This is a genomic window from Ochrobactrum teleogrylli (assembly GCF_037482325.1).
In the GTDB taxonomy this organism is placed as follows: Bacteria; Pseudomonadota; Alphaproteobacteria; order Rhizobiales; family Rhizobiaceae; genus Brucella; species Brucella teleogrylli.
Map to the genome: position 1 here is coordinate 459,242 of NZ_JBBHKQ010000001.1, position 24,960 is coordinate 484,201.

A 24,960-nucleotide genomic window follows, 5' to 3' on the forward strand; every position below is an offset into this window, starting at 1 on the left:
TATTGCGCGACAATTATTTGTGATTATTTTCTCCTAAAAGTATAGCGCGGGGATTAACCACCCGTCAGGCTCATGTGGCGCGCCACAGCTGGGCGGTTATGATCGCGATCAATGATGAAATCATGGCCCTTGGGTTTGCGCGAGATTGCCTCATCGATAGCCCGGCTCAAAAACGTATCGCTGTCGTTTTCCCGCAGCACCTTGCGCAGATCGGCATCGTCATTCTGGCCGAGGCACATATAAAGCATGCCTGTGCAGGTGAGGCGGACGCGGTTGCAGCTTTCGCAGAAATTATGCGTCAGAGGTGTGATGAAGCCGAGGCGACCGCCAGTTTCCTCGATCGTGACATAGCGGGCAGGGCCGCCCGTCCGGTACGGAATATCGGTCAGCGTGAACTGACGTGACAGATCATTACGCACCTGCGACAGCGGCAGATACTGATCGGTGCGGTCGAATTCGATTTCGCCCATCGGCATGGTTTCGATGAGCGTCAGGTCCATATCGCGACCATGAGCCCAGCGGATCAGCTCGGGGATTTCGAGCTCGTTGAAATCTTTGAGCGCCACGGCATTGATCTTCACACGAATACCGGCCTTCTGGGCGGCATCGATGCCTTCTAGCACACGTGCGAGATCACCCCAGCGGGTTATTTCGTGAAACTTGTCAGGGTTCAGCGTATCGAGCGAGACATTGATGCGCTTCATGCCGCAATCGGCCAGTTCATGGGCAAAGCGCGCAAGCTGCGAGCCGTTGGTGGTCAGCGTCAGTTCATCCAGCGCTCCGGATGCCAGATGGCGCGAAAGCCCGCGGATCAGATGCATGATGTTCTTGCGCACCAGCGGTTCGCCGCCGGTGAGCCGCAGCTTGCGCACGCCCTTGTCGATGAACACGGTGCAAAGCCGTTCCAGCTCTTCAAGCGTCAGCAGATCCTTCTTGGGAAGAAAGGTCATATGTTCCGCCATGCAATAGGTGCAGCGGAAGTCGCAACGATCCGTCACCGAAACACGCAGATAGCTGACCATCCGCCCGAAAGGATCGATCATCGGTCCGGTTGGAGAAACAAGGGGCTGTGCCTGCAAGGTTTTCATCTGTGAAGCCATTGTTTCCATGAGGTGCGACGCAGTATCGACCCGTTCTTATGAGATAAGGCTTCCGCCACGCATTGTCCAGTTTTGCGCGGCTGAAGCAGTTTCAATACCCTTGCGGTAATTTGACATGCGGCCTATCACAAGCAAGCTTCGACGATGACGGAGCAAGCTCAATATGGAGAAAAGTGATGAGCGACGTTTGGCCGACCGAACTGCGCGTTTCCAGCGACCGCAAATTGCTGACGGTGGCTTTCGACAACGGAGAGCGATTTGAACTAACAGCCGAGCTGTTGCGCGTGCTTTCTCCGTCGGCAGAAGTGCAGGGCCATTCTCCCGAACAACGCATTACGGTTGGCGGCAAGCGCAACGTCGAAATCATCAAGGTCGAGCCGGTCGGCAATTATGCGGTGCGCATAACCTTTGACGACATGCACGACACCGGCCTGTTTTCCTGGACCTATCTGCATAAGCTCGGCACCGATAAGGAGACGCTGTGGCAGACTTATCTCGACGAGCTGGCCGAAAAAGGGCTCAAGCGCGACCGCTAATCGAGCTTAATCCTTTTCCAGCATATCCGCGATACGCCGCATCATGTTGCCCATCGCATTGCATTGCGCTGCGGTCGATTGCGCCATGACGCGGTCGATCAGATCGGTATAGACTAAAAGCGCTTCACCGAGCAGCTTTTCGCCGTCCGGCGTGAGAGTAAGGCGAATGATGCGTTTGTCTACCGGATCGCCGGTGCGCATTAGCAATCCCCGATTCTCCAGTTTCGGCAGCAACATCGTGATGTTCGAGCGTCCGACCAAAATCCGGCGCGCGAGATCGTGCTGCGATTCGCCGGGGTGGCGATAAATATTCATCAGCACATCGAGGTCGGCGATCTTGAGATCGAAGGGTGCCAGTCCCTGCGCCAGCGCGCGTTCAACCGCTTTGCCGGCTCTCGCAACCGCAATCCAGTTTTTAAAGCGCGGATTATCCCACGGCAGCTTTTGATTCTTGTCTTGCATTTTGTTCATTCTTGTACAATTATTTGTTCAGGATTGAACATGATTGAGGCCCCGTTATGGCGACGTTATCCCTACAGGTTACGCGATTCGGTCTGGGTGTGCTTGGGCGCATCGCACCGGAACGTGCTGGCCGCGCGGCATTCAGGATTTTCTGTCGCACACCGAGCCGTAAGCCCCAAACAAAAGCCTATGCGGAAAGGCTGCGTCAGACGAGCCGCGAGTTGCTCAAGGCAAAGCGGCTTGACCTGATTATCGATCGGGGCGTTGTCGCAACCTATCTTTTCGAGCCAGCAGGGATGGCTCGACAGAATGCCCGTACCTCGCTGGTAGTGCATGGCTGGGGTTCACGCAGCGCGGATATGATGGCCATTATCAGCGCGCTGGTCGCACGCGGCGAACGGGTTGTCGCTCTCGATCTGCCGGGGCATGGCGCTTCAGCGGGACGCGAACTGGATTTCATCCGGGCCATCGCGGCGGTGGATGCCGCGTGGCGTCAGTATGGGCCGTTCTACGCCATGGTCGGGCATTCCTTCGGCGGTGCGGTTGTCGTCAATGCAGCTGCGGGGCCGCTTGGTTGTTATCGTGAGCGGCGTCCCGCCAAGCTGGTCACGATTGCGTCACCGCATTCGATGGAGGGTGTTTTCGACGGATTCGGAAAGGTGCTTCGCCTGAACGCCGATGTGCGTCAGGCGATGAAGGACACGGTCCAGCAAATCGCCGCGCGCCCGATCCATGATTTCGATACCGATGCGCATCTGCGCCGATTGTTGATCCCGACGCTGGTTATTCACGCACGCGACGACAAGGAAGTGCCAGCGCGCTGTGCGGAAATGGCAGCGAAAGCGGGGCCGCATGTCCGTCTGCACTGGGCTGACGGTCTTGGCCACCGGCGGATCATCGCCAGCACGGATGTGGCCGACAAAATCGCGGATTACGTGAGCGGTCCAGTGCCCCTGCGCGCCGTGGCATAAGCGGCCCGTAACCAATCAGGCCGCGGTGAGCCTGTCCCACGCCGCCATCGCGCCATGCGCCGTGGCGACAAGACTTTCCACGCTGCCACCATCGCGCGCCAGGATGGACATACCGTTCTGTACCGTCGCGTAAAAGGTGGCGATAGCGTCCGTGTCGATGGTCGCGGGCAAGGAGCCTTCCTCGACACTGCGTTGAAGGCGGGCGCGCAGCACGTTGATATTCCCGTTGCGACGCGCCTTTAGTTCATTGCAGACATTCTGGCTGGACTGGGTGCGGTACAGCGCATCCAGCGCGATCAGGCATCCGCGCGGCTTGTCGGTGACCGAGAAAGTCTCGGCACTCACCAGCAAAAAGCGCTCGAATGCCTGCTTTACGTCCGATGTTTCTTCCAGTTGCGTCCAGATATCTGTGCCGACTTCGCTCGAATAGAGCGACAAGGCATGCATATAAAGCCCCTCCTTGCTGCCGAAGGCGGCATAGAGGCTCGGCGCATTGATGCCCATGGCGGCTGTCAGGTCTGACAGTGATGCGCCGTCAAAGCCCTTTTCCCAGAAAACATACATTGCTGCGCGCAATGCTTTTTCTCGGTCAAAGTTGCGAGGTCTTCCGCGTTCCGACACGGCTATCTCCTTTTTGTATTGATCGTTAAATAATCCACTTGACGTCATTCGACAAGCCTGACACCTTTTATGTATCAATCGTTACAGAAAGGATATTTCATGTCGGGAAAACCTTTGAATGGGAAGGTGGCCTTCGTAACCGGCGGCAGCCGCGGCATTGGTGCCGCGATTGCGCGACGGCTGGCCAAGGACGGTGCCATCGTCGCCATCACCTATGTGAGTTCCAGGGAAAAAGCCGAAGCGGTCGTGTCCGAGATTGCCGCCGAAGGCGGCCGGGCAGTCGCGTTCAAGGCGGATAATCGTCATGCGGATGAAATTGCCGCCGCGATTGCAGCGGCGGTCAAAGAGCTGGGACGGCTGGATATTCTGGTCAACAGCGCTGGCATCTGGCGCGCTGCTCCGCTGGGTGAGACGACGATTGCGGATTTCGATGAGGTGATGGCGGTCAATTTCCGAGCTGTTTTCGCCGCTGTTATAGCGGCTGCGCCGCATCTGGGCGAGGGCGGGCGTATCGTCACCATTGGCTCCAATCTGGCGGACCTTGTCGCATGGCCGGGGATCAGCCTCTATGCCGCCAGCAAGTCGGCGCTCATTGGTCTGACGAAGGGGCTTGCCCGCGATCTTGGCCCCAAGGGCGTTACGGTGAATGTCGTGCAGCCGGGGTCTACCAATACGGATATGAATCCTGCTGACGGCGATCACTCCGGTCCGCAGCTGGAGCGCATTGCGACCGGCAGCTATGGCTCGCCGGATGATATTGCAAGCTTGGTGGCATGGCTTGCCGGTCCAGAGTCGCGCTTCGTTACGGGTGCTACGCTAACTGCCGATGGCGGTGCGAATGCCTGATACAAAAAGGGCGGCTCTGGAAGCCGCCCTTATTCGTTTCGGAGATCAATCGGGCCAGATCAACCCAGGTTGAGTTCCTTGAAGAAATCATTGCCCTTGTCGTCGATGACGATGAAAGCTGGGAAATCTTCCACTTCGATGCGCCAGATGGCTTCCATGCCGAGTTCTGGATACTCGACCACTTCCACTTTCTTGATGCAGTCCTGCGCCAGACGGGCGGCGGGACCACCAATGGAGCCGAGATAGAAACCGCCATGGCTTCCGCAGGCTTCGCGCACCTGACGCGAACGGTTACCCTTGGCGAGCATCACCATGGAGCCGCCAAACGACTGGAACTGGTCGACATAGGAATCCATGCGCCCAGCCGTCGTCGGGCCGAACGAACCCGATGCATAACCAGCGGGAGTCTTGGCCGGACCGGCATAATAAATCGGGTGGTTCTTGAAATAATCCGGCATGGATTCGCCGTTTTCCAGCCGTTCGCGAATTTTCGCATGTGCCAGATCGCGGGCGACGATAATCGGGCCAGTCAGCGAAAGCTGTGTCTTGACGGGATGCTTGGACAGCTCCTTCAAGATTTCGGCCATCGGCTGGTTGAGGTCGATCTTCACCACATGCGAGGAGAGCTTTTCTTCGTCGATATCCGGCATGTATTGCGCGGGATTGGTCTCCAGCTGTTCCAGAAAGATGCCTTCCTTGGTGATCTTGCCTTTGGCCTGACGGTCTGCCGAGCAGGACACGCCGATACCGATCGGCAGCGATGCGCCATGGCGCGGCAGACGGATGACGCGCACGTCATGGCAGAAATATTTGCCGCCGAACTGCGCGCCGACGCCCAGTGACTGGGTCAGCTTGTGGATTTCGGCTTCCATTTCCAGATCGCGGAACGCATGGCCAGTTTCCGAACCCGCCGTCGGGAGGCTGTCGAGATAACGCGTCGAGGCGAGCTTGACCGTCTTGAGGTTCATCTCGGCTGACGTGCCGCCGATGACGATAGCGAGATGGTAAGGCGGGCAGGCCGCCGTGCCGAGGCTCAGGATCTTGTCCTTGAGGAAGTCGATCATCCGGTCATGGGTCAACAGCGAAGGCGTGCCCTGATAAAGGAACGTCTTGTTGGCTGAGCCGCCACCCTTTGCCACGAAGAGGAACTTGTAGGCGTCTTCGCCTTCTTCATAAATGTCGATCTGCGCAGGCAGGTTGTTCTTGGTGTTCTTCTCTTCGAACATCGACAGCGGCGCCAGCTGCGAATAACGCAGGTTCTTCTTGTTATAGGCGTCGAGCACGCCGCTGCCGAGCGCATCGGCATCGCCGCCTTCTGTCCAGACGCGACGGCCCTTCTTGCCCATGATGATCGCGGTGCCGGTATCCTGACACATCGGCAGGACGCCGCCTGCGGCGATATTCGCGTTTTTCAGAAGATCATAGGCGACGAAGCGATCATTGTCGGTCGCTTCCGGGTCTTCCATGATTTTGGCAAGCTGCTGCAAATGGCCGGGACGCAGCAGATGGTTGATGTCGGCAAATGCCGCCTCGGACAGAAGACGCAGACCTTCCGGGTCGACGGTCAGAATTTCCTGACCCTTGAACGTATCGACCGAAACATGGTCGGAGGTTAGTTTGCGGTAAGGGGTGGTGTCTTCGCCAAGAGGAAAGAGATCGGCGGCGCTTGCTTCTGCCATCGTGGTACCTCGCTTGCTTGCCTGCCGCACCGGCCAGAAATCGCGAGATCGCCAGCCTGCACGTATGTTGCTCAAAACCCGGATTACCGGGCAGCGTCCGGGGTTAATTCTGAGGGGCTTTTAGCGCGATGAGAGGCGGAATCCACTGCGGCACATTGCGCAATGAGGGGAATGGCGAGCGGCATCCCTTGCGGGACAGCTGTTGCGCGGATGCGCCTCCCTCAAAGTTTTGTGATTATTTTCGAGCAAGAAATTGAAAGAAGTGGCATTAGCGTTAAAACTTTCTATACGAGATTCATAAAATCTACGCGAAATGATTGAGACGGATTCGCCTTTCGGCGGACATGCTAACTTTGGCGGTTGAAATGCAGTTTTCTCGGCGCGCGCAGATGGATGCAAAGAAAAATCGCACCAGCGGGTCTTATATCCGCAATGCGATGGTACTGGCTCTTGCCGCATCGGCCTTGTTCCCGGTCACGCAGGCACAGGCAGCAAATTCACTTTTCGAGCTGTTTCAACAGCGCCGCCAACAGGCCGAGCAGCCCGTAGCACCGCTTCCACCCGCAGCGGCCGCGCCGCGCATAAAAGCAGCACCAGCTGCCGCCGCACCGGCAGCGCGCACGCGTATCGCTCCGCCCGCGCAGCGTGTGACGGTCAAGGGGCCGGAGATTTATGATTACAAGCCGGAAACGCTGATCAAGATCGATTTCAGCGCGCTCGATCTGCAGGTGACTGCGGCAACCTCTGCGCCAACTGTTGATCCACTGACATCCGGCATGTCGCCGATCCGTGTGGAAAAGGCGCCTGATACGACCGAAACGGCTGGCAACCGCGCTTTCGACGCCGCCATGGACTATCTGAAGTCGGTTGATGTGAAGGCTGAAAAGCCAATCGCTGAAGCGATTGTTTCCTATTATTCGACCAACCGTTCTTTCATGTGGTCTGCCGACGGCAAGGTGCTTGACCGCGCCAAGGCCGTAGCCGCTTTCTTCGCACGCGCTGGCGAAGACGGTCTCAATCCGGATGAATATGCAGTCACGATCCCTTCGGACAATTTCGATCCGTCGCAGAATGCGGAACGTCAGCAGAAGCTGGCAGAGTTTGAAGTTCGCATGTCGGCCCGGGCATTGCGCTATGCGATGGATGCAGGCGAGGGACGCGTGATCGCCGACCGCCTGAGCGGTTTCCACGACCTGCCGCGTGATCGCGTCGATCCCAAAACTGTGCTGGAAAGACTGGCCGGTGAAGCGGATGCATCCGCCTATTTGCACGGGTTCCAGCCGGATAATGCGCAATATGCGGCTTTGAAGCAGGCTTTGTCCCAGACAGATGCACCGACGGGCGAACCCATTCGCGTGTCGCTCGACGGCGTCATTCGTCCGGGCGACACGAGCGACCAGTTGAGCAAGGTGGTTGCCCTGATTACCAAACACGCGCCTGCTGATTATCTGGAAAAGCACCGCGATGTGTTGCAGGCCCATGCCGATACGAGCCTTTACGATCCGGAACTTGTTTCCGCGATCAAGGACTATCAGAAGCTTTCAGGCGGCGCGCCCGATGGGGTTATCGGACGAAACACGATTTCGGCGTTGCAGGGTGAGCAATCATCCGTCAAGCGCGACCGTATTCTCTATTCGATGGAACGTCTGCGCTGGCTGCCGCATGATTTCGGCACGCGCTATGTAATGGTCAACCAGCCCGCATACCGCGCTGAATATTTCGAAGGCGGCCAGGAAAAGCTGGGTATGAATGTGGTGATTGGCTCGCCGACCCATCAGACCTATTTCTTCTACAACAAGGTGCAAACCGTCGTCTTCAATCCGTCCTGGGGTGTGCCGCGTTCAATTATTCTGAACGAAATGCTGCCGAAGGTCATGCGCGACACGAGCTATCTCGACCGCAACGGCTATGAAGTCTATGTCGGCGGCAAGAAGGTTTCGGCGAGCGCCGTTAATTGGAGCGCGGTTGCTTCGGGAAAGGCGCATGTCGGTATTCGTCAGAAGCCGAGCCTCGACAATGCCTTGGGCGAACTGAAAATCCTGTTCCCGAACGAACATGATATCTACATGCATGATACGCCGGCAAAGTCCTATTTCGGCCGCGACATGCGTGCGCTGAGCCATGGCTGCATTCGTCTGGAACGCCCACGTGATATGGCTGCGGCAGTGCTCGGCAAGCCAGTCGGTGATTTGGAGAAATATTTCGGCAAGAACGAGCGCGGCATCAAGGTGCCGGAGCCGGTGCCGGTCTATATTTCCTATTTCACGGCATGGCCGGATGCGAATGGCCAGATTCGTTATTACAGTGACGTTTATGATCGCGACTCGGGCATGCAGAAGGCATCCGACAAGACGGTGGCTTCGCGTCTGGCAGCAATTTAATCGGCGTTACGCCGCTGGTATCTGTCAGAAGTAGGGATGTTTAATCCTTGGATATGGCGGCTATCGTTCGATAGTCGCCATTTTCGTTGGGTCTACCCGGACGGTTTTCGGTAGGGAAAATCATTTGGGAAATAAGTGTTGTCATGCTTGACTTTGCCCTGAGCGGGAACGTATATCCGCGTCACCTTGATTGAGCACATATGTGCCTCTAAGGGCGCGTAGCTCAGCGGTAGAGCACTCCCTTCACACGGGAGGGGTCACAGGTTCAATCCCTGTCGCGCCCACCATTTATTGCCACAAATCAAGCCCTAATGCGTCCGCAGCGTCCATCATGTGGTACGGGGCGCTTATTTTCTGCGTTCAGCCATGCCGAAATACGACAAGTGCCGTATACCATTTAAATGAAATCTAGCGTTTCGTGACACCGGATGGTGCGTCAACGCCCGCATGATCTCATCGTATTTTCGGCGTCAGCTGGCAGGGCCAGCAAAGGAGGAACCATGAAGACCATAGCTTTGTTAGCCGTTGGTGCATTCATGACGGCAGGAACTGCATTTGCAGCTGCACCGATCAACGGAAACATAGATACCCAGACAGTGAAGTCCGATAAATCGACCGCGACCATTGTTGCGAGCGGCAATAAAAAACCTACGTTGAGCTTTGGTTCGGCGAATCGCGGAGGGAAAACATCATCTTTCGGCGGTTGAGGGATTTGCCCCGTTACGCGGGGCAAACTCTCATTACGTCTTCCTGGACGCGCCCACCATTTTCCAACCGCCCAAATGCATTGCGAAAATCGTTCAGTTGCCGTTCGGCATCGTCGCGCCTGCAACGCCGGTATTCGTCACGATATTCCTGTCGTCGTCATATTTGGCGATAAGCATGAGGGCGGTGAGGGCGACAATAATCGGCACGATAAGACACAGCACCCTGACCGCCATCAGAGCGGTATGCCGTGTTCTTATTAGCGCCCTTGTTCTCATGGCCGATACTATCGCACGGATACGCTTAATCCGCCATATTGAGCGACATTAACAATAAGCAATCTCTTACAAACGCAGGCGCTTCAGAATGCGTTCTAGCGTGCGCAACGCTGCCGGTTGAGGCGGACCTTGATCTTGTCGCCTTTGTCCGACGCGGTGGGCTTGGAAGAGACGATATGCGCGCGCACGGTGCAGGTGCCGGCGAGAACCTCGAAATTATTCGCCCGGATATACATAACCGTATTGATCGGGTTCTTCGGCAGTTCGCGAGAGACCGCGTCGATGACGGCCTTGACTTCGGCGGCGCGCTGCTTGGGAGAGGTCGAGGCCTCAACGGAATTGATTGCGGCGAAGCTGCTGGCCGACAATGCCGCGATGCAGATGAGAACAGCTTTCTTCATTGGCGTAGCCTCCGATTGAGCCCAATGGATAAAAGTGCGGGCCTTTGTGAGAAAGGTCCGCTGAATCGGTTATGGCCCCGAACCTATCACAGATCGGGGCCATAGCTGCCATTTGGTCAGCTTTTATTGAGCCGGGGCAGGCGTTGCGGGTGTCGCCGGGGTAGTCGTCTCACCGCTGGCCGGAGCCTCGCTTTCCTTGGCTGCGTTTGGATCGGCCACGCCATTGGTGAAGACCTTGGAGCGGTCGAAAGCAGGCGCTGCGGTCAACTGGTCCTTCGTTGCGCTGAGAACCAGCCAGGTGTTTCCGTCGCTACGGGTCGCGAGCTGCAAGACATCCGGGCTTACGGCCACGTCCTTCTCACCGACGCCAAGGAAGCCGCCGACGCCGATCACGGCTGCTACAACCGAACCATCAGCACTGACTATCAGGTCATTCAGCTTACCGATGGATTTTGCATCATTGGCATCGCTTTCATAAACGCTGCGGCCAATGAAGCTTGAGACGAGAACTTCGCCTTCCTTAGGCTCGACAAAGCCGATCTTGTTGTTGTCGGGCGAGGGTGCTGTGCCGAACATGTTCTTGGTGGAAACAGGCAGATCCTGTTGTGCTGGCGCATCTGTGCCGGGCGTTGTCGCGGTGGGAGCCGCCGTCTGCGCAAGGGCTGGAGCACCAATCAAGAGTGCACACGCTGCCGTCAGAAGTGTCGTTCTAAACATAACTGCTCTCCTTTCTGCATTGAGTGTTCATAGTCCTAACGGTTTGATTTCAGGATCGTTCCGACATTTTTTCCTGTTTCATGAGGAAACCTGCGCCGGTCGTCGCCCGCATGCGATTTAGACCGGCGGAAAAATAGCACGCACGCTGCTGCGAAACTCCGAGCAAGCCCGGAATTCTCAACCGTGCAGCGGTGTCGTGCTGGCTATCTGTTATTGTACGACCGGAGAGGCCGGGGTGGGCTCGGATGGCGCAGGCGCCACAACAGGCGCAGAAGGGGCAGGCCCGCAACGGTTGGCCCGCGTGTGGCGCACGCCTTTCGACAGGAATACGATTTCCACTGCGTCACCAATCGGCGTGATGGTCACGTTTTCACTGGCCTGCTGTTGGTCGTTTTCGCAAACCAGATTGAGCGTGAACGTTCCTTTGTAATTGTCGAGCTTCATGACGGTACACTGCATGTCGCGGCTGTCGAAGCGCTCCTGCGAAATTGTGAAGCGCTTGTCATTATTGCTGCACCAGGTGCCGAGGATAGGTGTCGGATCGACTGGCGGCTTCGGCGGATTGACGCTGGCTGAAGGCGACGTGCAGGATGCCAGCGCAGGAAGCGCCAATGCACAAGCAGCAACATTCAGTTTATGCGACATTTAAAACCCCTGCGCAGCAGAACATCGAACAGTCTCAGCTCTTGGATACCGGGAAAGTCGGGCGGGCTCAAGACGGGCGCATGCAGAACAGTGTTGCGTCCGTGCGTGAAGCGTAGCCTAAGAAAAAACCCCGCCGTGGCGGGGTTTCATTCATGAAAGCCATTGCTGTCGATTATACCAGTCATCAATTTCGGATTTGGCGCGGTCTTTCGCGACTCCGTACCGCTCCTGAATCTTACCCTCAAGCTGTTCGCGGCGACCGCTGATCTGGTCGAGATCATCGTCTGTCAGCTTGCCCCATTGTTCCTGGATCTTACCTTTGACCTGTTTCCAGTTGCCTTCAACACGATTCCAGTCCATCGGGATTTCCTCCGTTTTACATTGGGAACAGGTGACTAACGCACGAGCGGCAGGATTGTTCATCGTTTTGATGCCAAGGCGCGTGATGACCTGATGTGCGGGGAGGGGAATCAGACAGGAGAAACCCCGACGTTTGTGTTTGGTGCATAATGACGCCGGGGTGCGCTTCAACGCTAATGCAACGAAGCGCCTGGCGACATGATTGCATAAAGACGGCAGAAAAATGAACCCGTAGAGGTTGCACCGAAGAGTGGAGCGGGAGACGCGCAACAAGGGCAGCGTGGCGTCTCCCGTGTCAATTGCGTGCTAATTGGGGGCAACACGCAAATTAACAGACTGGTATGTCTTCCAGCCGGCGGATGCTTGGACCGCCACGAAACAATTTACCGTGGTCTGATTTCATCTCAATCGAAGTTTTGTAACGTTTGGTTGCTGGAAATTTCACGGTTTTTCCGCTGCGATAACCAATTATTATCGGTGTAAAAAATTCTTGAAGAATAAATTGAACGGCTTTTAAGATCATCACAGATGTTTGAAAAGTTCAATCTGTTCATTTTGAGTTCATGCGCTAGGTTTCATGATGCTTCCCATCAAGAGGAGTACACAGAATGAAGCTCTTTAGTGGACTTATTGCAGGTATTGTTGGTGTTGGCTTGTTGGTGGGAGTTGGCGCGGCTTCCGCCGCACCAGTGGCAAATCTCGCTAAGCCCGGCGTAACCTCCAATGTGGAACAGGTTCGCGATCATCGCGGCTACCATTCGCGTAAGCACTGGAAGAAGCGGCATTACCACAGAAGAGACCATTGGCGGTCTGATCGTCGCCATTACCGCGATCATCGCTGGCGGTCGCACCGTCACTACAAGCGCGATTACTATCGCGGGCATTACCGGCATCACAGCAGCCGGTGGAATGGTCCGGCCAGTTCCAATCGATAGAATCAGGGGCGCAGCAGCGCCCCTTTTTAGTTGGTCTGTTGTCGGATGGTAATTGACTGCAATCGCGTTTCACAGAAACATACCGCAAGATTGAGATTTGGATATTGCCCTGCTCGGGCAGGTTTGCCCTGAAAGAAAACGGTATTTCATGTCGAAGTTTTTGAAGCGATTTCTCACGTTTCTCGTCGGTTTGGTTGTTCTACTGTTAGTCGGCGCGGCATCATGGCTCGGTTTCAACCCGCCGGAGCTTTTGCGGGTGGGCACGGGTTATGCGGCCAAGATCGTGTGTTCCAATGTCTTTATCGCCAAACGAGACGCCGATGCGGTACTCGCAGACGATGTTCAGGCACCGGGAAACCCGCTGCTGAAATTCCTCAATGTGGCCGTTGATGATGACACTGACACCGTAACTGTCCGGATTTTCGGCTTTTTTGCCCCCAGCAAGGCTGTGTTTCTCCCCGGTCAGGGTTGCGCCAACGTTCAATCGACAGATAGCCGCAGCGTCGGCAGCGATGAAGCTGCACAAGCGTCATCGCAACCGCTGAACGTGGCGATCTCAGATAAGGTGCAGAGCGTTATCGAGGATAAGGAACTGGCAGGCGCCGGCATGCGGGCCATCGCGGTCATTCACAACGGTCAACTCATCGCCGAAACCTATGGCGAGGGCTTCAATGCCGACACGCCGCTGCTTGGTTGGTCGATGACAAAATCGGTCATGGCGACGCTCATTGGGATGCGCATTGGGGAAAACCGCATGGATCTGGCCAAAAGCGATCTTCTACCGGAATGGCAGAACGATGAGCGCGCCAGAATCACCATCGCCAATCTGATGGCGATGGAAAGCGGGCTGCGCTTCAACGAGAATTATGGCGCAGTGGCAGATGTCACCCGCATGCTGTTTCTGGAAAAGGACATGGCGGGATTTGCCGCTTCGCTGCCACTGGAAGCAGCACCTGGAACGAAATTCAACTATTCGAGCGGGACCGCGAATATTCTGTCGAGGCTGTTCATGAATAGTTTCGACAGCCGGAATGCGGCTTTGGTCTATCCGCGCATCGCCTTGTTCGAACCACTCGGCATGAGCAGCGCCCTATTGGAAACCGACGCGTCGGGCGTCTTTGCCGGGTCGTCCTATATGTACGCGACCGCGCGCGATTGGGCCCGTCTCGGAGCGTTTCTGGCAGAGGGCGGGAAGCTCGATGGAAGGGAGGTACTGCCAGCTGATTTCGTGGCGTTCATGCGCAAACCGTCAGCGGCCTCGGATGGCCGTTACGGTTCTGCGCAGGTCTGGTTGCAGTCCGGCGGTGCCAAAGCGGGCGAGGATGGCATTCCCGATGATGCTTTCTGGATGTCCGGCCATGACGGACAAACCGTCATGATCGTACCGTCCTTGCATCTTTCTGTGGTGCGTCTGGGACTTACGCCATCCCGCTCCGGCTATAGCGTTCAGAACCTTGATGCGCAGATCATCGAAGCTCTTCGTTAGAACCTGGTTCAGCCACCACCAGCTTGCGGAAATCCTTGCCGCTTGGGTTCTGGAAAGCGCTCAAGCCGAATTCCGGCAGCACCGCGTAAAGGTGGTCGAAAATATCGGACTGTATCTGCTCGAATGAGGCCCAGACGGTGGTGTTGGTGAAGCAGTAGATTTCGAGTGGCAAGCCTGCCGGGGTTGGGTCCATCTGGCGCACCAGCAGCGTCATGCCTTTATGGATGCCGGGATGGTTGCGCAGATAGTTTTCCACATAGGCGCGGAAAGTGCCGATATTGGTGAAACGGCGCGTATTGACCGGGTTTTTGGCGCGGTCACCCAGCTTGTTGTTCCATTCGGCGATTTCCTTCGCCTTTTTTGGCAGATAGTCGGCCAGCCAGTCCACTGACGCCATTTTCGCGCGTTCGTCGTCGGTCAGGAAGCGGATTGAATTCTGGTCGATAAAGAGCGCGCGCTTGATGCGGCGGCCGCCCGATTCCTGCATGCCGCGATAGTTCTTCATCGGTTCGGTGATGAGCTTGCGGATCGGAATGGTGGTGATTGTTCTGTCGAAATTCTGCACCTTGACCGTATAAAGCGCGATTTCGGTCACATCGCCATTGGCGTCGAGATTTTTCATCTCGATCCAGTCGCCCACACGAACCATGTTGGAAGAGGCGATCTGCATACTGGCGACCAGTGAGAGCAATGTGTCCTGAAAAACGAGTATCAGTACCGCAGCCATGGCACCCACACCGGACAGCAGAATAACCGGCGACTTGTCGAGCAGGGTTGCAATGATGAGGACGGCAGCGATGATATAGACGACCAGCTTGCCGACCTGAATATAGCCCTTCATGGGCCGATAACGGGCCTCTGGGCGGCGATGATAAAGCGTGTCGACCACACCCAATGCTGAATTGACCGCGAGGGCGAGCGTCAGAATGATGAAGGCGATCGCGACATTGCGAATGACGGTGATTGCCGTATCCGGCAACCCCGGTATCGCCAGAATGCCGGAAGAAATGATCAGGGCTGGAACGATATTGGCCAGACGGCTGATGACGCTGTGGCGTTTCAGTTCTTCATCCTGACCGAATGAAGTCTTCTGAACGAGCCGGTCGAGCAGCTTGAGCAGGATCGCCTTGATCAGAAAATTTGCGATGAATGCGGAGAGAAACAATCCGCCGAGTGCCGTGAGCGTCTCCGCCCACGGATATTTAACAAAGAATTCCGACAATAGATTTTCCCGAAACGAGTTTTCGTGCGTTTTGATGGACGCCGTTCAAAGACTGATACAGTTTTGATGATTGTATCATCGAGATCTATTGCGAAATAATGCGGTGTGGCTCGTAAATCAACCGCAGAGAGTGTATTTAGCGGATGCCGATCCGGTTGAATTGTTCACAGATCGGTCATCCGGATGTGAATAGCTACAGTCTTTGACCTTCAAAGGGATGCGGTGATGCCGCCATCGACATAAAGCACATGGCCATTGACGAAAGAGGACGCGCCAGACGCAAGGAAAATGCAGGCGCCAACGAGTTCGTCAACCTTTCCCCAGCGGCCCGCAGGCGTGCGCTTTTCAAGCCAGCTTGAGAAAGCCGGGTCTGAAACGAGCGCGGCGTTGAGCGGCGTGTCGAAATATCCCGGAGCAATGGCGTTGCATTGCAAGCCATATCTCGCCCAGTCGGTGGCCATACCCTTGGTCAGATTGCCAACGGCACCTTTGGTCGCGGTATAAGGCGCGATGCCGGGCCTTGCGAGCGCGGTCTGAACGCTGGCAATGTTGATGATCTTGCCCGTTCCGCGCTTTATCATATGTCTGGCGACCGCCTGTCCGACATTGAACACGGTAGACACGTTGGCTTTCAGCAAGCGCTCAAAGGCATCGGCTGGAAAGTCTTCAAGCGGGGTGCGATGTTGCATGCCCGCATTGTTGACGAGAATGTCGATGGCGCCGACATCTGCTTCGAACCCGTCTATTGCCGCGCGGACGGTGTCGTGATCCGTCGCGTCGAAGGCCAGCATGTGCTTTACGCTGAGGCTGTCGGCAGCGACTTTCAACTTTGCCTCATCGCGACCGTTGAGGACGACGTCGGCACCGGCGGCGGCGAGACCTTTTGCCAGCGCATAGCCGATCCCCTGAGACGAGCCGGTCACAAGCGCGCGTTTGCCTGTCAGATCGAAGAGTTGGACGCTCATATCTTCTCCTGAAATTCTTTAGAGCGGTTCCGGTTAGTACGGAATCGAGGGGCCGTTCTATCTATTTGTTTTTACACATTATCCCACGCAAATCCGCTACGCACTTTTGCTGGAAATGCTCTAGCTGAATGCGATCTGGGTTTTCATCGACTTCGTTTTATCCGACGCAATGTCGAAGGCGCGCAGCGCATCGGAAAGGGGCAGCGTCTGCGTGATGAGGGGGTTGACGTCGATCAGCCCATCCTGCATGAGTTTGACCGCGATGGCGAATTCCTCGTGGAAGCGGAAGGAGCCGCGCAGATCGAGTTCTTTGGCTGTGATCGTCATGATCGGCAGGTTCATTTCGCCGCCCATGCCAAGCTGCACGATAACGCCGCGCGGCCTGATGGCATGTATGCCCGCCACAAGGGCGGATGCTGCACCGGAGCATTCGTACAAAATGTCGAATGAACCCTTGTTCTGAGCGTATTCCGCCAGACCATCCGGGTTCTCCGATAGGTTGACGGTGCGGTCCGCGCCGACCTTGCGGGCAAAATCAAGCGCTGGCCCGGAAATATCCGCTGCGACGATTTCAGCAGCGCCTGCGCGGCGGGCAGAGAGGATCGAAAGCGTGCCGATCGGGCCGCAACCTGTCACCAGCACGCGCTTGCCCAATATCTCGCCTGCACGGCGGGTGGCGTGCAGGGTGACCGAGAGCGGTTCTGCCATTGCTGCTTCACCGGCGCTGAGGCCGTCGGCTTTCACGCATTGGCTGGCTTTTGCGACAAGCCGTTCGCGGAACGCGCCTTGAATATGCGGGAAGGGCATAGCCGATCCGTAAAAGCGCATGTTGAAGCAATGATTGGGCAGCCCCTTGTGGCAATATTCGCAGTGGCCGCAGGGGCGGGACGGCGATATGGCGACCAGATCGCCAATGGCGAGCCCGGAAACCCCTTCGCCAAGTGCTGCAATATGGCCGGAAACCTCGTGTCCGAGGATCATCGGTTCCTTGACGCGCACGGTGCCGAAACCGCCGTGATTGTAATAATGCAGGTCCGAGCCGCATATGCCGCCAGCCGCGAGACGGATTTCAACCTCTCCCGGACCGGCCATCTCGAGCTCGCGCTCATCAATACGCAAGTCCTTTGCAGCGTGGATGACAATCGCTTTCATCGCGTCCTCACAGAACCGGATTGGGGATCAGTCGGCCCTGGAAATGAGCCGACAAATTATCGAAGATCATTTGTTTTCGAAACGGAATGTACGGCTTGTTTTCGCTCATCACAAATAGAAAGAGCGCCCCGAAGGGCGCTCTTTTATCTCAATAAAAATGCTCGCGGTTTCCCCCGTCGCTCGATCAGCTGCAGCCGCTCGTCGCGCCGCAGGTGTCGCACTTCAGGCAGGTGCCGTTACGCACCATGGTGAAGTTCTGGCACTCCGTGCAGCTGTCGCCGGTGTAACCCTGCATCATCGACTTGATGCGGCGGTCCGCTTCGAGCTTCTTTGCCGAGTTGGCGCTTTCAGCACGGGCCGAAGCAGCGTCGGCAGCAGCCTTGTCTGAGAACAGTTCCGTTGCAGCTGAGGTTTCCTGCTGCTGTACCGGAGCGGTCTGCTCTTCAAACTCACGCTTGAAAGCCGTTGCACCTTCCGTCACCAGACCGATGGTCGCCGGGCGACCAGCCGGGGTAGCACTCGACTTCAAAGTCGTGACATTCGAAGCCTGCGGCGCCGATGCAGTCGAACCCTTGGCTTCGCTGCCGCCCGGTGCCGTATTGGTCACCAGTGTCGGCTTGTAGCCGCGCGTCCAGCCGGTCGAGACCAGATTGGTCTTGCCTTCCTTGATGCCCTTGCCAAGCGCTGTGTTCGAGAAATCGCTCGTGTCAACATGGGCGAGATCGTTGCGGCCCAGATAGGACACGGCCAGTTCGCGGAACACATAGTCGATGATCGACGTTGCGGTCTTGATCGCGTCATTGCCGATGACGATGCCAGCCGGTTCGAACTTGGTGAAGGTGAATGCCTCCACATATTCTTCCAGCGGCACGCCATATTGCAGGCCGAGCGACACGGCGATGGCGAAGTTGTTCATCATCGCACGGAAAGCAGCGCCTTCCTTGTGCATATCGATGAAGATTTCGCCGAGGCGCCCGTCACCGAACTCGCCGGTGCGCAGATAGACCTTGTGTCCGCCGACGACGGCCTTCTGGGTATAGCCCTGACGACGGTTCGGAAGCTTTTCGCGCTCATGCACGATCTTCTCGATCACCTTCTCGACGATGCGCTCCGTCACCTGAACGGCACGAGCGGCTGCCGGTGCTTCGATCAGCGCTTCGACTGCATCATCTTCGTCTTCATCATCCGAGATCAGCGCTGCGTTGAGCGGCTGCGAGAGCTTGGAACCGTCGCGATAAAGCGCATTGGCCTTCAGAGCCAGCTTCCAGGACAGCATGTAAGCGTTCTTGCAGTCCTCGACGGTCGCGTCATTCGGCATGTTGATCGTTTTGGAGATCGCGCCCGAAATGAACGGCTGCGCGGCAGCCATCATGCGGATGTGGCTATCGACCGACAGATAGCGCTTGCCGATCTTGCCGCATGGATTGGCGCAATCGAAAACCGCGTAATGCTCTTCCTTGAGGAACGGTGCGCCTTCGAGGGTCATCGCGCCGCAAACGTGAATGTTGGCGGCTTCGATGTCCTTCTTGGAGAAACCGAGCGCTGGCAGCATTTCGAACGAGAAGTCGTTCAGCTGTTCGTCGGTGAGTTTCAGCACGTCCTTGCAGAAGTCTTCGCCAAGCGTCCACTTGTTGAAAGCGAACTTGATGTCGAAGGCGCTCTTGAGCGCTGCATTCAGGGCTTCGATCTTCTCATCGGTGAAGCCTTTGCCGCGCAGCGACGAAGGATTGACGCCCGGTGCCTGATTGATGTTGCCGTGACCGACAGCATAGGCTTCGATTTCGGCGATCTGGCTTTCCGAATAACCGAGCGTGCGGAGTGCTTCCGGCACGGCGCGGTTGATGATCTTGAAGTAGCCGCCACCGGCCAGCTTCTTGAACTTCACCAGTGCAAAGTCAGGCTCGATGCCGGTCGTGTCGCAGTCCATGACGAGGCCGATCGTGCCTGTTGGCGCGATAACGGTGGACTGGGCGTTGCGGTAGCCATGCTTTTCGCCAAGTTCCAGCGCCTTGTCCCAGGCCGCGCGGGCATGGGTGATCAGATCCTGATCCGGGCAGTCTTCGGCAATTAGCGCCACCGGGTTGACGGCGAGGCCTTCATAACCTTCCGTCTTGCCATGAGCGGCCAGACGATGGTTGCGCATGACACGCAGCATATGTTCGGCGTTTGGTTCGTAGCTTGGGAAGGTGCCCAGTTCCTTCGCCATTTCAGCGGAGGTTGCATAGGCAATACCGGTCATGATCGCGGTCAGCGCACCGCAGATGGCGCGGCCTTCATCGGAGTCATAAGGAATACCGGAGGTCATCAGCAGGCCGCCAATATTGGCATAGCCGAGGCCGAGCGTGCGGTATTCGTAGGAGAGGCGGGCAATTTCCTTGGACGGGAACTGCGCCATCATCACCGAGATTTCGAGAACGATGGTCCACAGGCGGGCCGTGTGCTCGTAAGCTGCAATGTCGAACGAACCGTCCTTGTTGCGATAGGTGAGCAGGTTGATCGACGCCAGATTACAGGCCGTATCGTCAAGGAACATATATTCCGAGCACGGATTGGAGGCGCGGATCGGACCTGCGACCGGGCAGGTGTGCCAGTCGTTCATGGTGGTGTTGTAGTGCAGACCCGGATCAGCGGACGCCCATGCGGCATAACCGATCTTTTCCCAAAGATCGCGCGCCTTGAGCGTCTTCATGACCTTGCCGTCCTTGCGTGCGGTCAGGTTCCAGTCGCTGTCGTTTTCGACGGCGCGCAGGAATTCATCCTTCAGCGAGACGGAGTTGTTCGAGTTCTGGCCTGAAACGGTGAGATAGGCTTCCGAGTCCCAGTCCGTGTCGTAGGTCTTGAACTGAATGTCCGTATAGCCCTGACGCGCGAACTGGATCACGCGCTTGACGTAGTTTTCCGGCACCTGGTTCTTCTTCGCGGCCTTGATTTCGCGCTTCAGGGCAGGGTTCTTCGACGGATCGAAGCAATCGTCATTATCTGCTTCGCAGTTGACGCAGGCTTTCATGATTGCAGCCAGATGCTGCTTGACGATCTTGGAACCGGTGACGAGCGAAGCAACCTTCTGCTCTTCCTTCACCTTCCAGTCGATATATTCCTCGATATCCGGATGGTCGATGTCGACAACGACCATCTTTGCAGCGCGGCGCGTGGTGCCGCCCGACTTGATGGCGCCCGCAGCGCGGTCACCGATCTTGAGGAAGCTCATCAGGCCCGACGACTTGCCGCCGCCGGAAAGCTTTTCGCCTTCGCCACGCAGATGGCTGAAGTTGGAGCCTGTGCCGGAGCCATATTTGAACAGGCGCGCTTCACGCACCCACAGATCCATGATGCCGCCTTCATTGACCAGATCGTCAGCGACGGACTGGATGAAGCAGGCATGCGGCTGCGGGTGTTCATAGGATGACTTGGATTTGGTCAGCTTGCCGGTCTGCCAGTCGACATAGAAATGGCCCTGGCCGGGGCCGTCAATGCCATAAGCCCAATGCAGGCCGGTGTTGAACCATTGCGGGCTGTTCGGCGCGACGCGTTGTGTGGCGAGCATATAGGCAAGCTCATCGCGGAAGGCGAGAGCGTCTTCTTCCGAACCGAAATAGCCGCCCTTCCAGCCCCAATAGGTCCAGGTGCCAGCGAGACGGTCGAAAACCTGACAGGCATCCATTTCGGAGCCATAACGCTCGTTCTGCGGCAGCGACGCCAGCGCATCCTCATCGGCGACCGAGCGCCACAGCCACGACGGAACGTCGTTTTCTTCGACTTTCTTCAATTGGGCAGGCACGCCAGCCTTGCGGAAATATTTCTGCGCAAGGATATCGGCCGCAACCTGACTGAACTGAGCCGGTACATTTATGTTTTCCAGGCGGAATACGATGGATCCATCGGGATTCTTGATCTCGCTGGTCGCAGTCCGAAACGCGATGTCCGCATAGGCCGACTGATTCTCTTTCGTGAAACGGCGTTCGATCTTCATCTTTTCCATCCAAACGTTCTATATATAGTAGCCCCAAGGGTGAGTTTCCACCATGGCCTGCCACGTGCTGTCTGTACCGCGTCTCTGTTTCGAAAGCCCAACTGCGGGGAAGGGCTTCTTGGTGAGGACACCGGCAGATATCCGGGGCCCCAAAATCCTGCTTCTGCCGTATCCGGCGCGCAACAAAACACCCCAAGGCAGTCGAAACCATCCTCGTCAGGGCATTGCAAACCAACAAATCAGCAGATCGAAAAATACTCTATCTTGTAAGAAGCATGAGCGCAAATACTAAATCTAGTGTTAACGCTCTTTCGTCATGTGGCTGCATCTGCTTCTCCAAAGGCGGTCCGACCCGGAATTCGGGCACGACGAAGTCCGGAGCGACAACTACGCTGAATAAGCGCAACGCCCGTTCCAGAACTTGACTAACCTGAAAGAAAGACCGGCTATTCAGACGCCCGGCCACGCCACTTACGCAACGATAAGTTCATAAAAAACGACTCGGCTGCGAGCGTCAAGCATTGGTTTGTTGTAAGGCGTCTAACGCTAGATATTGTGCGTCAGTCGCTGGGGGCGAATGTGGATAACGGGGAGAAGAGAAGCTTTTGTGAACGAAGCCGGCTAAAACGCTTTTACCTCTTTTTAACCAAATATGGAGGGCAATTATTTTGCAAAAACAGCAGGATCAAGCCGCTTGCTAATGCAAGCTTTGAGCAAAATGCCTCTTCCGGCCCCGCCATTCACGCTGCAATTGCCGAAAAATGCCGCCGTTGGACGCTCGCGATTTTCACCGTCAGCGTGATGCCCACGGGGATCACACGGCCCTATGGCTGGAATAGCCGCAGGAAACGCCGCATCAAAGCCGAATGACGATGGATAAAAAGCGTTGAGGGGGAAACGACGCTGCTATTCGGCGGCGACGACCATACCCGAATCACCGAAACGGAGAAGAATCTGCTTCAACTCTGTCTCTTCGACGCGCCGGGCGGCTTCGTGCGGGCAAACCCATTCGCAGATGCGCTGATCCCGTTCCGGCCAGCTTTTTTCCTGGCCGGTGAAACGGACGGCGTAAACGGCCACCGAAAACTGGTTGATCCGCTCGGGCGGCATATCCATCTTGCAGTAATTATAGCTGCCAATGGGTTCCGGGGAGACATCGCCGCGTATGCCTGCTTCTTCGAAGGCTTCGCGCAAGGCTGTTTCCGCAAGCGTGCGACCGACTTGCGGCCAACCTTTGGGGATGATCCAGCGGCCCGTGCCACGGCTTGTGATAACGAGAACCTGAAGGGCATCCATTTCGCGGCGGTAGACAAGGGCTGCAACCTGCTGCAAACGGCCAGAAGGCGTAAGAATACGCTTTTCCGTTGCGATAAGTTGTTTGGCTGCCGTCTTCACTGCTGGTTTCCCTCTTTTCCTTAAAATGGAACGATTCGCCAAAATAACAACTGATCAAATACGCAACAGTTCTTACAAAGGGGAAAAAAGCCCTTTATTTTAAAGCTACTATTAAAATACAGGAGAGGCGTATCGTTTTCGAACGCCGAACCTGAGCGCGATCAGCGTCATTTCATGTGCTTTCTATAGCACGTGAATACGGCAAAAATATCATTTTTTTGTTTTCGCTTTTTTTCGTTTTCGCACATCCTTGAAAACTTTCGTGGTTTTTTGAGAAATCCCTCCATTCTGAATGGTCTTGGGGCGATAACAGTGACGGACAATAAAAAATGCCAGCCGGTAAGGCTGGCATTTAGAATTTACTATCGGGCGTTAGAGCGCGTTTCAATCTGATTGGATCAGATCGGCACTCTAACAGTTTGTCATAACGCGCCTTATGTCCGAAATCCGTTTCACACTTTTCGGGGCGCGCGCTAAGCGAAAACTATCCGCGCTTGTCGCCTGCAATCGGTTCCAGATAGGTGTAGCCCATATCCCACGGGAAATAGATCCAAGTGTCCTGCGATACCTCGGTCACGAATGTATCGACCAGCGGACGGCCTTTCGGCTTGGCATAAACCGTTGCAAAATGCGCCTTCGGCATCATCTCGCGCACGATTGCGGCCGTCTTGCCGGTATCGGTGAGGTCGTCGACGACGATCACGCCTTCACCGCCATTTTCCAGAAGCTGGTCGCCGATACCCTTCAGAATTTGCATTTCGCCCTGCGACGTGTAGTCGTGATAGGAGGCAATGCAGACGGTTTCAATCAGGCGGATGCCGAGTTCACGGCAGATAATGGCCGCAGGCACCAGACCGCCGCGCGTAATGGCGACGATCGCACGCCAATCGTGCCCCATGCCGGAAATGCGCCAGGCAAGCGCGCGGGCATCGCGATGGAACTGATCCCAGGATACGGGAAAGGCTTTATCGGGCAAGGACATCGAAACGCTCCATCGAACAGTCCGTGGGCTGTGGCCACAGACTGGCTAAACCAAAAATGCGCGATGACCACCGTCAAGCGCGCTGAACTGTGTAGACCTTCGCTTTCGCCATCTGCGCCCACCATAATAGGGGCTGCAATACTATGAAAAGGTTTCTTCAACCCGGCACAGTCAGCGCCGGGTAGTGCTGATAACCGCAAAAACACCGATCTTGCAAGTCTGTTATGGCTTGAAGGCGTTCATTGCCACCAATTGGGGATAATTGCCCGCTCTGAATGAGCGGACATGTCACCGAGAAAACAGTGTCAGGACGGGGAGGTCATTCAGCATGGATCGCGTCACTCCACCGAAAACAAGCTCGCGCAGGCGCGAATGGCTATAGGCGCCCATGACGAGCAGATCGGCACGTTCCGCAACGATGTGCTCCCGCAGCGCATCCTGCGCATAGCGCCCATGCGAGGCGAGCGGCGTCACGTTGACCTCAATGCCATGGCGGGCGATGGATTCGGCCAATTCGGTTCCGGCGAGCGCTTCGTCCTCGCCCTCGGCTTCCGGCGGATCGACCCAGACGATTTCCGTCCGTCCAGCCTGTTTCATCAAGGGCAGCGCATCGAAAGCGGCGCGCGCGGCCTCTCTTTTGCCGTTGAAGGCAACGACGATCCGGTCAAGGGACAATTGCGGCAAGACGGGTGCGTAGGGCACGAGCAGCACAGGGCAGCTCGCATTGAAGACAATCGTGTCGGCGGTTTCGTCATTGGTAGCCGGATCATCGGGGTCCGGCTGGCCCGCGACCAGCAATTCCGCGCCGAGACAGGAGGTCAACACGCCATCAGCGGCGGTGCCGGTTTCCGAGCGGGTGATACGAAATTCGAAATGCGCATCCTGACGGCGCATTTCTTCTTCAAAGACGTGTTTCAGCCGCTCGGAGAGTTCCTTGTGCTGCTTGTCGTGCAGCTCGAACATGCCTGGATCGATAAAGCCGTTGGGATCGGCATAGACGATGGGAGAGGGGATGGAATAGAGGCCGATGACATGAAGGTCGGGCACTTTTCGCATCAAAAGCGCGACGGCGGACAGAACCCGCTTCAGTTCAGCCTCGCTCCGGGAATAGGCAACCACCGTTTTGTAGGTCATGACCGATCTCCTTCCAG

The 24,960-nt window shown here is 56.4% G+C and carries 24 protein-coding genes and 1 tRNA gene; 9 read left to right on the plus strand and 16 right to left on the minus strand.

The genetic code is table 11. From position 1 onward, the window contains the following. Positions 1 to 53 precede the first annotated feature (53 nt). Entirely contained in the window at positions 54 to 1,088 is a 1,035-nt protein-coding gene (gene moaA / locus WIX40_RS02305) for a GTP 3',8-cyclase MoaA (protein WP_109370240.1), read from the minus strand. A gap of 188 nt (positions 1,089 to 1,276) precedes the next feature. On the opposite strand from moaA, the gene WIX40_RS02310 reads away from it, so the two are divergent. Further along, a complete protein-coding gene (locus tag WIX40_RS02310) occupies positions 1,277 to 1,636 on the plus strand; it encodes a gamma-butyrobetaine hydroxylase family protein (RefSeq protein WP_109369115.1) in 360 nt (119 codons plus the stop codon). A 6-nt stretch (positions 1,637 to 1,642) separates the two neighbouring features. Here the strand turns inward: WIX40_RS02310 and WIX40_RS02315 are convergent, their stop codons facing one another. After that, entirely contained in the window at positions 1,643 to 2,107 is a 465-nt protein-coding gene (locus WIX40_RS02315; protein WP_121536226.1) for a MarR family winged helix-turn-helix transcriptional regulator, read from the minus strand. Positions 2,108 to 2,154: 47 nt separating this feature from the next. Here WIX40_RS02315 and WIX40_RS02320 point away from each other — a divergent pair, with 47 nt between their 5' ends. Then, positions 2,155 to 3,069, plus strand: coding sequence for an alpha/beta fold hydrolase (locus WIX40_RS02320; RefSeq protein ID WP_121536224.1), 915 nt, complete (start codon positions 2,155 to 2,157; stop codon positions 3,067 to 3,069). Positions 3,070 to 3,084: 15 nt separating this feature from the next. Here WIX40_RS02320 and WIX40_RS02325 read toward each other — a convergent pair whose 3' ends face one another. Then, complete coding sequence (locus WIX40_RS02325; protein WP_109369112.1) at positions 3,085 to 3,690, minus strand: TetR/AcrR family transcriptional regulator; 606 nt, start codon at positions 3,688 to 3,690, stop codon at positions 3,085 to 3,087. Between the two features lie 99 nt (positions 3,691 to 3,789). Between WIX40_RS02325 and WIX40_RS02330 the strand changes: the two genes are divergently transcribed. Then, positions 3,790 to 4,536, plus strand: coding sequence for an SDR family oxidoreductase (locus tag WIX40_RS02330; RefSeq protein WP_109369111.1), 747 nt, complete (start codon positions 3,790 to 3,792; stop codon positions 4,534 to 4,536). A gap of 59 nt (positions 4,537 to 4,595) precedes the next feature. Here the strand turns inward: WIX40_RS02330 and WIX40_RS02335 are convergent, their stop codons facing one another. Further along, a complete protein-coding gene (locus WIX40_RS02335; protein ID WP_109369110.1) occupies positions 4,596 to 6,215 on the minus strand; it encodes a fumarate hydratase in 1,620 nt (539 codons plus the stop codon). A gap of 389 nt (positions 6,216 to 6,604) precedes the next feature. On the opposite strand from WIX40_RS02335, the gene WIX40_RS02340 reads away from it, so the two are divergent. The 3 genes from WIX40_RS02340 (at position 6,605) to WIX40_RS02350 (ending at position 9,303) form a co-directional block, all read left to right on the plus strand. Next, a complete protein-coding gene (locus tag WIX40_RS02340) occupies positions 6,605 to 8,596 on the plus strand; it encodes a L,D-transpeptidase family protein (protein ID WP_371830784.1) in 1,992 nt (663 codons plus the stop codon). A 212-nt stretch (positions 8,597 to 8,808) separates the two neighbouring features. After that, a tRNA-Val gene (locus WIX40_RS02345) sits at positions 8,809 to 8,883 on the plus strand. A 213-nt stretch (positions 8,884 to 9,096) separates the two neighbouring features. Then, complete coding sequence (locus WIX40_RS02350) at positions 9,097 to 9,303, plus strand: hypothetical protein (protein ID WP_109369109.1); 207 nt, start codon at positions 9,097 to 9,099, stop codon at positions 9,301 to 9,303. A 93-nt stretch (positions 9,304 to 9,396) separates the two neighbouring features. Here WIX40_RS02350 and WIX40_RS02355 read toward each other — a convergent pair whose 3' ends face one another. The 5 genes from WIX40_RS02355 to WIX40_RS02375 all read right to left on the minus strand — a co-directional run bounded on the left by WIX40_RS02355 (position 9,397) and on the right by WIX40_RS02375 (position 11,702). Next, entirely contained in the window at positions 9,397 to 9,537 is a 141-nt protein-coding gene (locus tag WIX40_RS02355; RefSeq protein ID WP_167836033.1) for a hypothetical protein, read from the minus strand. Positions 9,538 to 9,674: 137 nt separating this feature from the next. Continuing rightward, a complete protein-coding gene (locus WIX40_RS02360; RefSeq protein ID WP_109369108.1) occupies positions 9,675 to 9,980 on the minus strand; it encodes a hypothetical protein in 306 nt (101 codons plus the stop codon). A gap of 123 nt (positions 9,981 to 10,103) precedes the next feature. After that, positions 10,104 to 10,697: a PRC-barrel domain-containing protein gene (locus WIX40_RS02365; RefSeq protein WP_109369107.1), complete on the minus strand. Its 594-nt coding sequence runs from the start codon at positions 10,695 to 10,697 to the stop codon at positions 10,104 to 10,106. 210 nt (positions 10,698 to 10,907) lie between these two features. Continuing rightward, complete coding sequence (locus tag WIX40_RS02370) at positions 10,908 to 11,342, minus strand: hypothetical protein (RefSeq protein ID WP_181376094.1); 435 nt, start codon at positions 11,340 to 11,342, stop codon at positions 10,908 to 10,910. 150 nt (positions 11,343 to 11,492) lie between these two features. Then, on the minus strand, positions 11,493 to 11,702 hold the full coding sequence (locus WIX40_RS02375; RefSeq protein ID WP_109369106.1) for a CsbD family protein: 210 nt from the start codon (positions 11,700 to 11,702) through the stop codon (positions 11,493 to 11,495). A 608-nt stretch (positions 11,703 to 12,310) separates the two neighbouring features. Here WIX40_RS02375 and WIX40_RS02380 point away from each other — a divergent pair. Together WIX40_RS02380 and WIX40_RS02385 are read left to right on the plus strand one after the other, a co-directional pair. After that, the gene (locus WIX40_RS02380; RefSeq protein WP_109369105.1) at positions 12,311 to 12,637 is read left to right on the plus strand and encodes a hypothetical protein; all 327 of its coding nucleotides are present in this window, start codon (positions 12,311 to 12,313) and stop codon (positions 12,635 to 12,637) included. A 148-nt stretch (positions 12,638 to 12,785) separates the two neighbouring features. Beyond that, positions 12,786 to 14,123 (plus strand): serine hydrolase domain-containing protein, encoded by a 1,338-nt coding sequence (locus tag WIX40_RS02385; protein ID WP_181376093.1) that lies wholly within the window; start codon positions 12,786 to 12,788, stop codon positions 14,121 to 14,123. On the opposite strand, the gene WIX40_RS02390 is transcribed toward WIX40_RS02385, so the two are convergent. From WIX40_RS02390 to WIX40_RS02405, 4 genes are all read right to left on the minus strand, one after another. Continuing rightward, positions 14,104 to 15,345 carry a mechanosensitive ion channel family protein gene (locus WIX40_RS02390; RefSeq protein WP_109369104.1) on the minus strand — a complete coding sequence of 414 codons (1,242 nt, stop codon included), beginning with the start codon at positions 15,343 to 15,345 and terminating at the stop codon, positions 14,104 to 14,106. The genes WIX40_RS02385 and WIX40_RS02390 overlap by 20 nt on opposite strands. A 209-nt stretch (positions 15,346 to 15,554) precedes the next feature. Then, on the minus strand, positions 15,555 to 16,310 hold the full coding sequence (locus WIX40_RS02395; RefSeq protein WP_109369103.1) for an SDR family oxidoreductase: 756 nt from the start codon (positions 16,308 to 16,310) through the stop codon (positions 15,555 to 15,557). A 120-nt stretch (positions 16,311 to 16,430) separates the two neighbouring features. After that, complete coding sequence (locus tag WIX40_RS02400; RefSeq protein WP_109369102.1) at positions 16,431 to 17,462, minus strand: L-idonate 5-dehydrogenase; 1,032 nt, start codon at positions 17,460 to 17,462, stop codon at positions 16,431 to 16,433. A gap of 184 nt (positions 17,463 to 17,646) precedes the next feature. Next, entirely contained in the window at positions 17,647 to 21,432 is a 3,786-nt protein-coding gene (locus tag WIX40_RS02405; RefSeq protein ID WP_121536316.1) for a vitamin B12-dependent ribonucleotide reductase, read from the minus strand. Positions 21,433 to 21,987: 555 nt separating this feature from the next. Here WIX40_RS02405 and WIX40_RS02410 point away from each other — a divergent pair. Then, positions 21,988 to 22,302 carry a hypothetical protein gene (locus WIX40_RS02410; RefSeq protein ID WP_339438198.1) on the plus strand — a complete coding sequence of 105 codons (315 nt, stop codon included), beginning with the start codon at positions 21,988 to 21,990 and terminating at the stop codon, positions 22,300 to 22,302. Between the two features lie 36 nt (positions 22,303 to 22,338). Here WIX40_RS02410 and WIX40_RS02415 read toward each other — a convergent pair whose 3' ends face one another. The 3 genes from WIX40_RS02415 to WIX40_RS02425 form a co-directional block, all read right to left on the minus strand. After that, positions 22,339 to 22,827, minus strand: a complete 489-nt coding sequence (locus WIX40_RS02415) for an NUDIX hydrolase (RefSeq protein WP_109369101.1) — start codon at positions 22,825 to 22,827, stop codon at positions 22,339 to 22,341. 484 nt (positions 22,828 to 23,311) lie between these two features. Beyond that, a complete protein-coding gene (gene gpt, locus WIX40_RS02420) occupies positions 23,312 to 23,809 on the minus strand; it encodes a xanthine phosphoribosyltransferase (protein ID WP_109369100.1) in 498 nt (165 codons plus the stop codon). A gap of 288 nt (positions 23,810 to 24,097) precedes the next feature. After that, entirely contained in the window at positions 24,098 to 24,943 is an 846-nt protein-coding gene (locus WIX40_RS02425; RefSeq protein WP_109369099.1) for a universal stress protein, read from the minus strand. Positions 24,944 to 24,960: the final 17 nt, after the last annotated feature.

Excerpts from the sequence above, each read along its gene's own strand:
- WIX40_RS02375 (WP_109369106.1), bottom strand. The coding sequence starts at position 11,702 with ATGGACTGGAATCGTGTTGAAGGCAACTGGAAACAGGTCAAAGGTAAG.
- WIX40_RS02315 (WP_121536226.1), bottom strand. The coding sequence starts at position 2,107 with ATGAACAAAATGCAAGACAAGAATCAAAAGCTGCCGTGGGATAATCCG.
- gpt (WP_109369100.1), bottom strand. The coding sequence starts at position 23,809 with ATGTCCTTGCCCGATAAAGCCTTTCCCGTATCCTGGGATCAGTTCCAT.
- WIX40_RS02310 (WP_109369115.1), top strand. The coding sequence starts at position 1,277 with ATGAGCGACGTTTGGCCGACCGAACTGCGCGTTTCCAGCGACCGCAAA.
- WIX40_RS02320 (WP_121536224.1), top strand. The coding sequence starts at position 2,155 with ATGGCGACGTTATCCCTACAGGTTACGCGATTCGGTCTGGGTGTGCTT.
- WIX40_RS02350 (WP_109369109.1), top strand. The coding sequence starts at position 9,097 with ATGAAGACCATAGCTTTGTTAGCCGTTGGTGCATTCATGACGGCAGGA.
- WIX40_RS02425 (WP_109369099.1), bottom strand. The coding sequence starts at position 24,943 with ATGACCTACAAAACGGTGGTTGCCTATTCCCGGAGCGAGGCTGAACTG.
- WIX40_RS02405 (WP_121536316.1), bottom strand. The coding sequence starts at position 21,432 with ATGAAGATCGAACGCCGTTTCACGAAAGAGAATCAGTCGGCCTATGCG.
- WIX40_RS02380 (WP_109369105.1), top strand. The coding sequence starts at position 12,311 with ATGAAGCTCTTTAGTGGACTTATTGCAGGTATTGTTGGTGTTGGCTTG.
- WIX40_RS02395 (WP_109369103.1), bottom strand. The coding sequence starts at position 16,310 with ATGAGCGTCCAACTCTTCGATCTGACAGGCAAACGCGCGCTTGTGACC.
- WIX40_RS02330 (WP_109369111.1), top strand. The coding sequence starts at position 3,790 with ATGTCGGGAAAACCTTTGAATGGGAAGGTGGCCTTCGTAACCGGCGGC.
- WIX40_RS02370 (WP_181376094.1), bottom strand. The coding sequence starts at position 11,342 with ATGTCGCATAAACTGAATGTTGCTGCTTGTGCATTGGCGCTTCCTGCG.
- WIX40_RS02385 (WP_181376093.1), top strand. The coding sequence starts at position 12,786 with ATGTCGAAGTTTTTGAAGCGATTTCTCACGTTTCTCGTCGGTTTGGTT.
- WIX40_RS02365 (WP_109369107.1), bottom strand. The coding sequence starts at position 10,697 with ATGTTTAGAACGACACTTCTGACGGCAGCGTGTGCACTCTTGATTGGT.
- moaA (WP_109370240.1), bottom strand. The coding sequence starts at position 1,088 with ATGAAAACCTTGCAGGCACAGCCCCTTGTTTCTCCAACCGGACCGATG.
- WIX40_RS02335 (WP_109369110.1), bottom strand. The coding sequence starts at position 6,215 with ATGGCAGAAGCAAGCGCCGCCGATCTCTTTCCTCTTGGCGAAGACACC.
- WIX40_RS02400 (WP_109369102.1), bottom strand. The coding sequence starts at position 17,462 with ATGAAAGCGATTGTCATCCACGCTGCAAAGGACTTGCGTATTGATGAG.
- WIX40_RS02360 (WP_109369108.1), bottom strand. The coding sequence starts at position 9,980 with ATGAAGAAAGCTGTTCTCATCTGCATCGCGGCATTGTCGGCCAGCAGC.
- WIX40_RS02340 (WP_371830784.1), top strand. The coding sequence starts at position 6,605 with ATGGATGCAAAGAAAAATCGCACCAGCGGGTCTTATATCCGCAATGCG.
- WIX40_RS02355 (WP_167836033.1), bottom strand. The coding sequence starts at position 9,537 with ATGGCGGTCAGGGTGCTGTGTCTTATCGTGCCGATTATTGTCGCCCTC.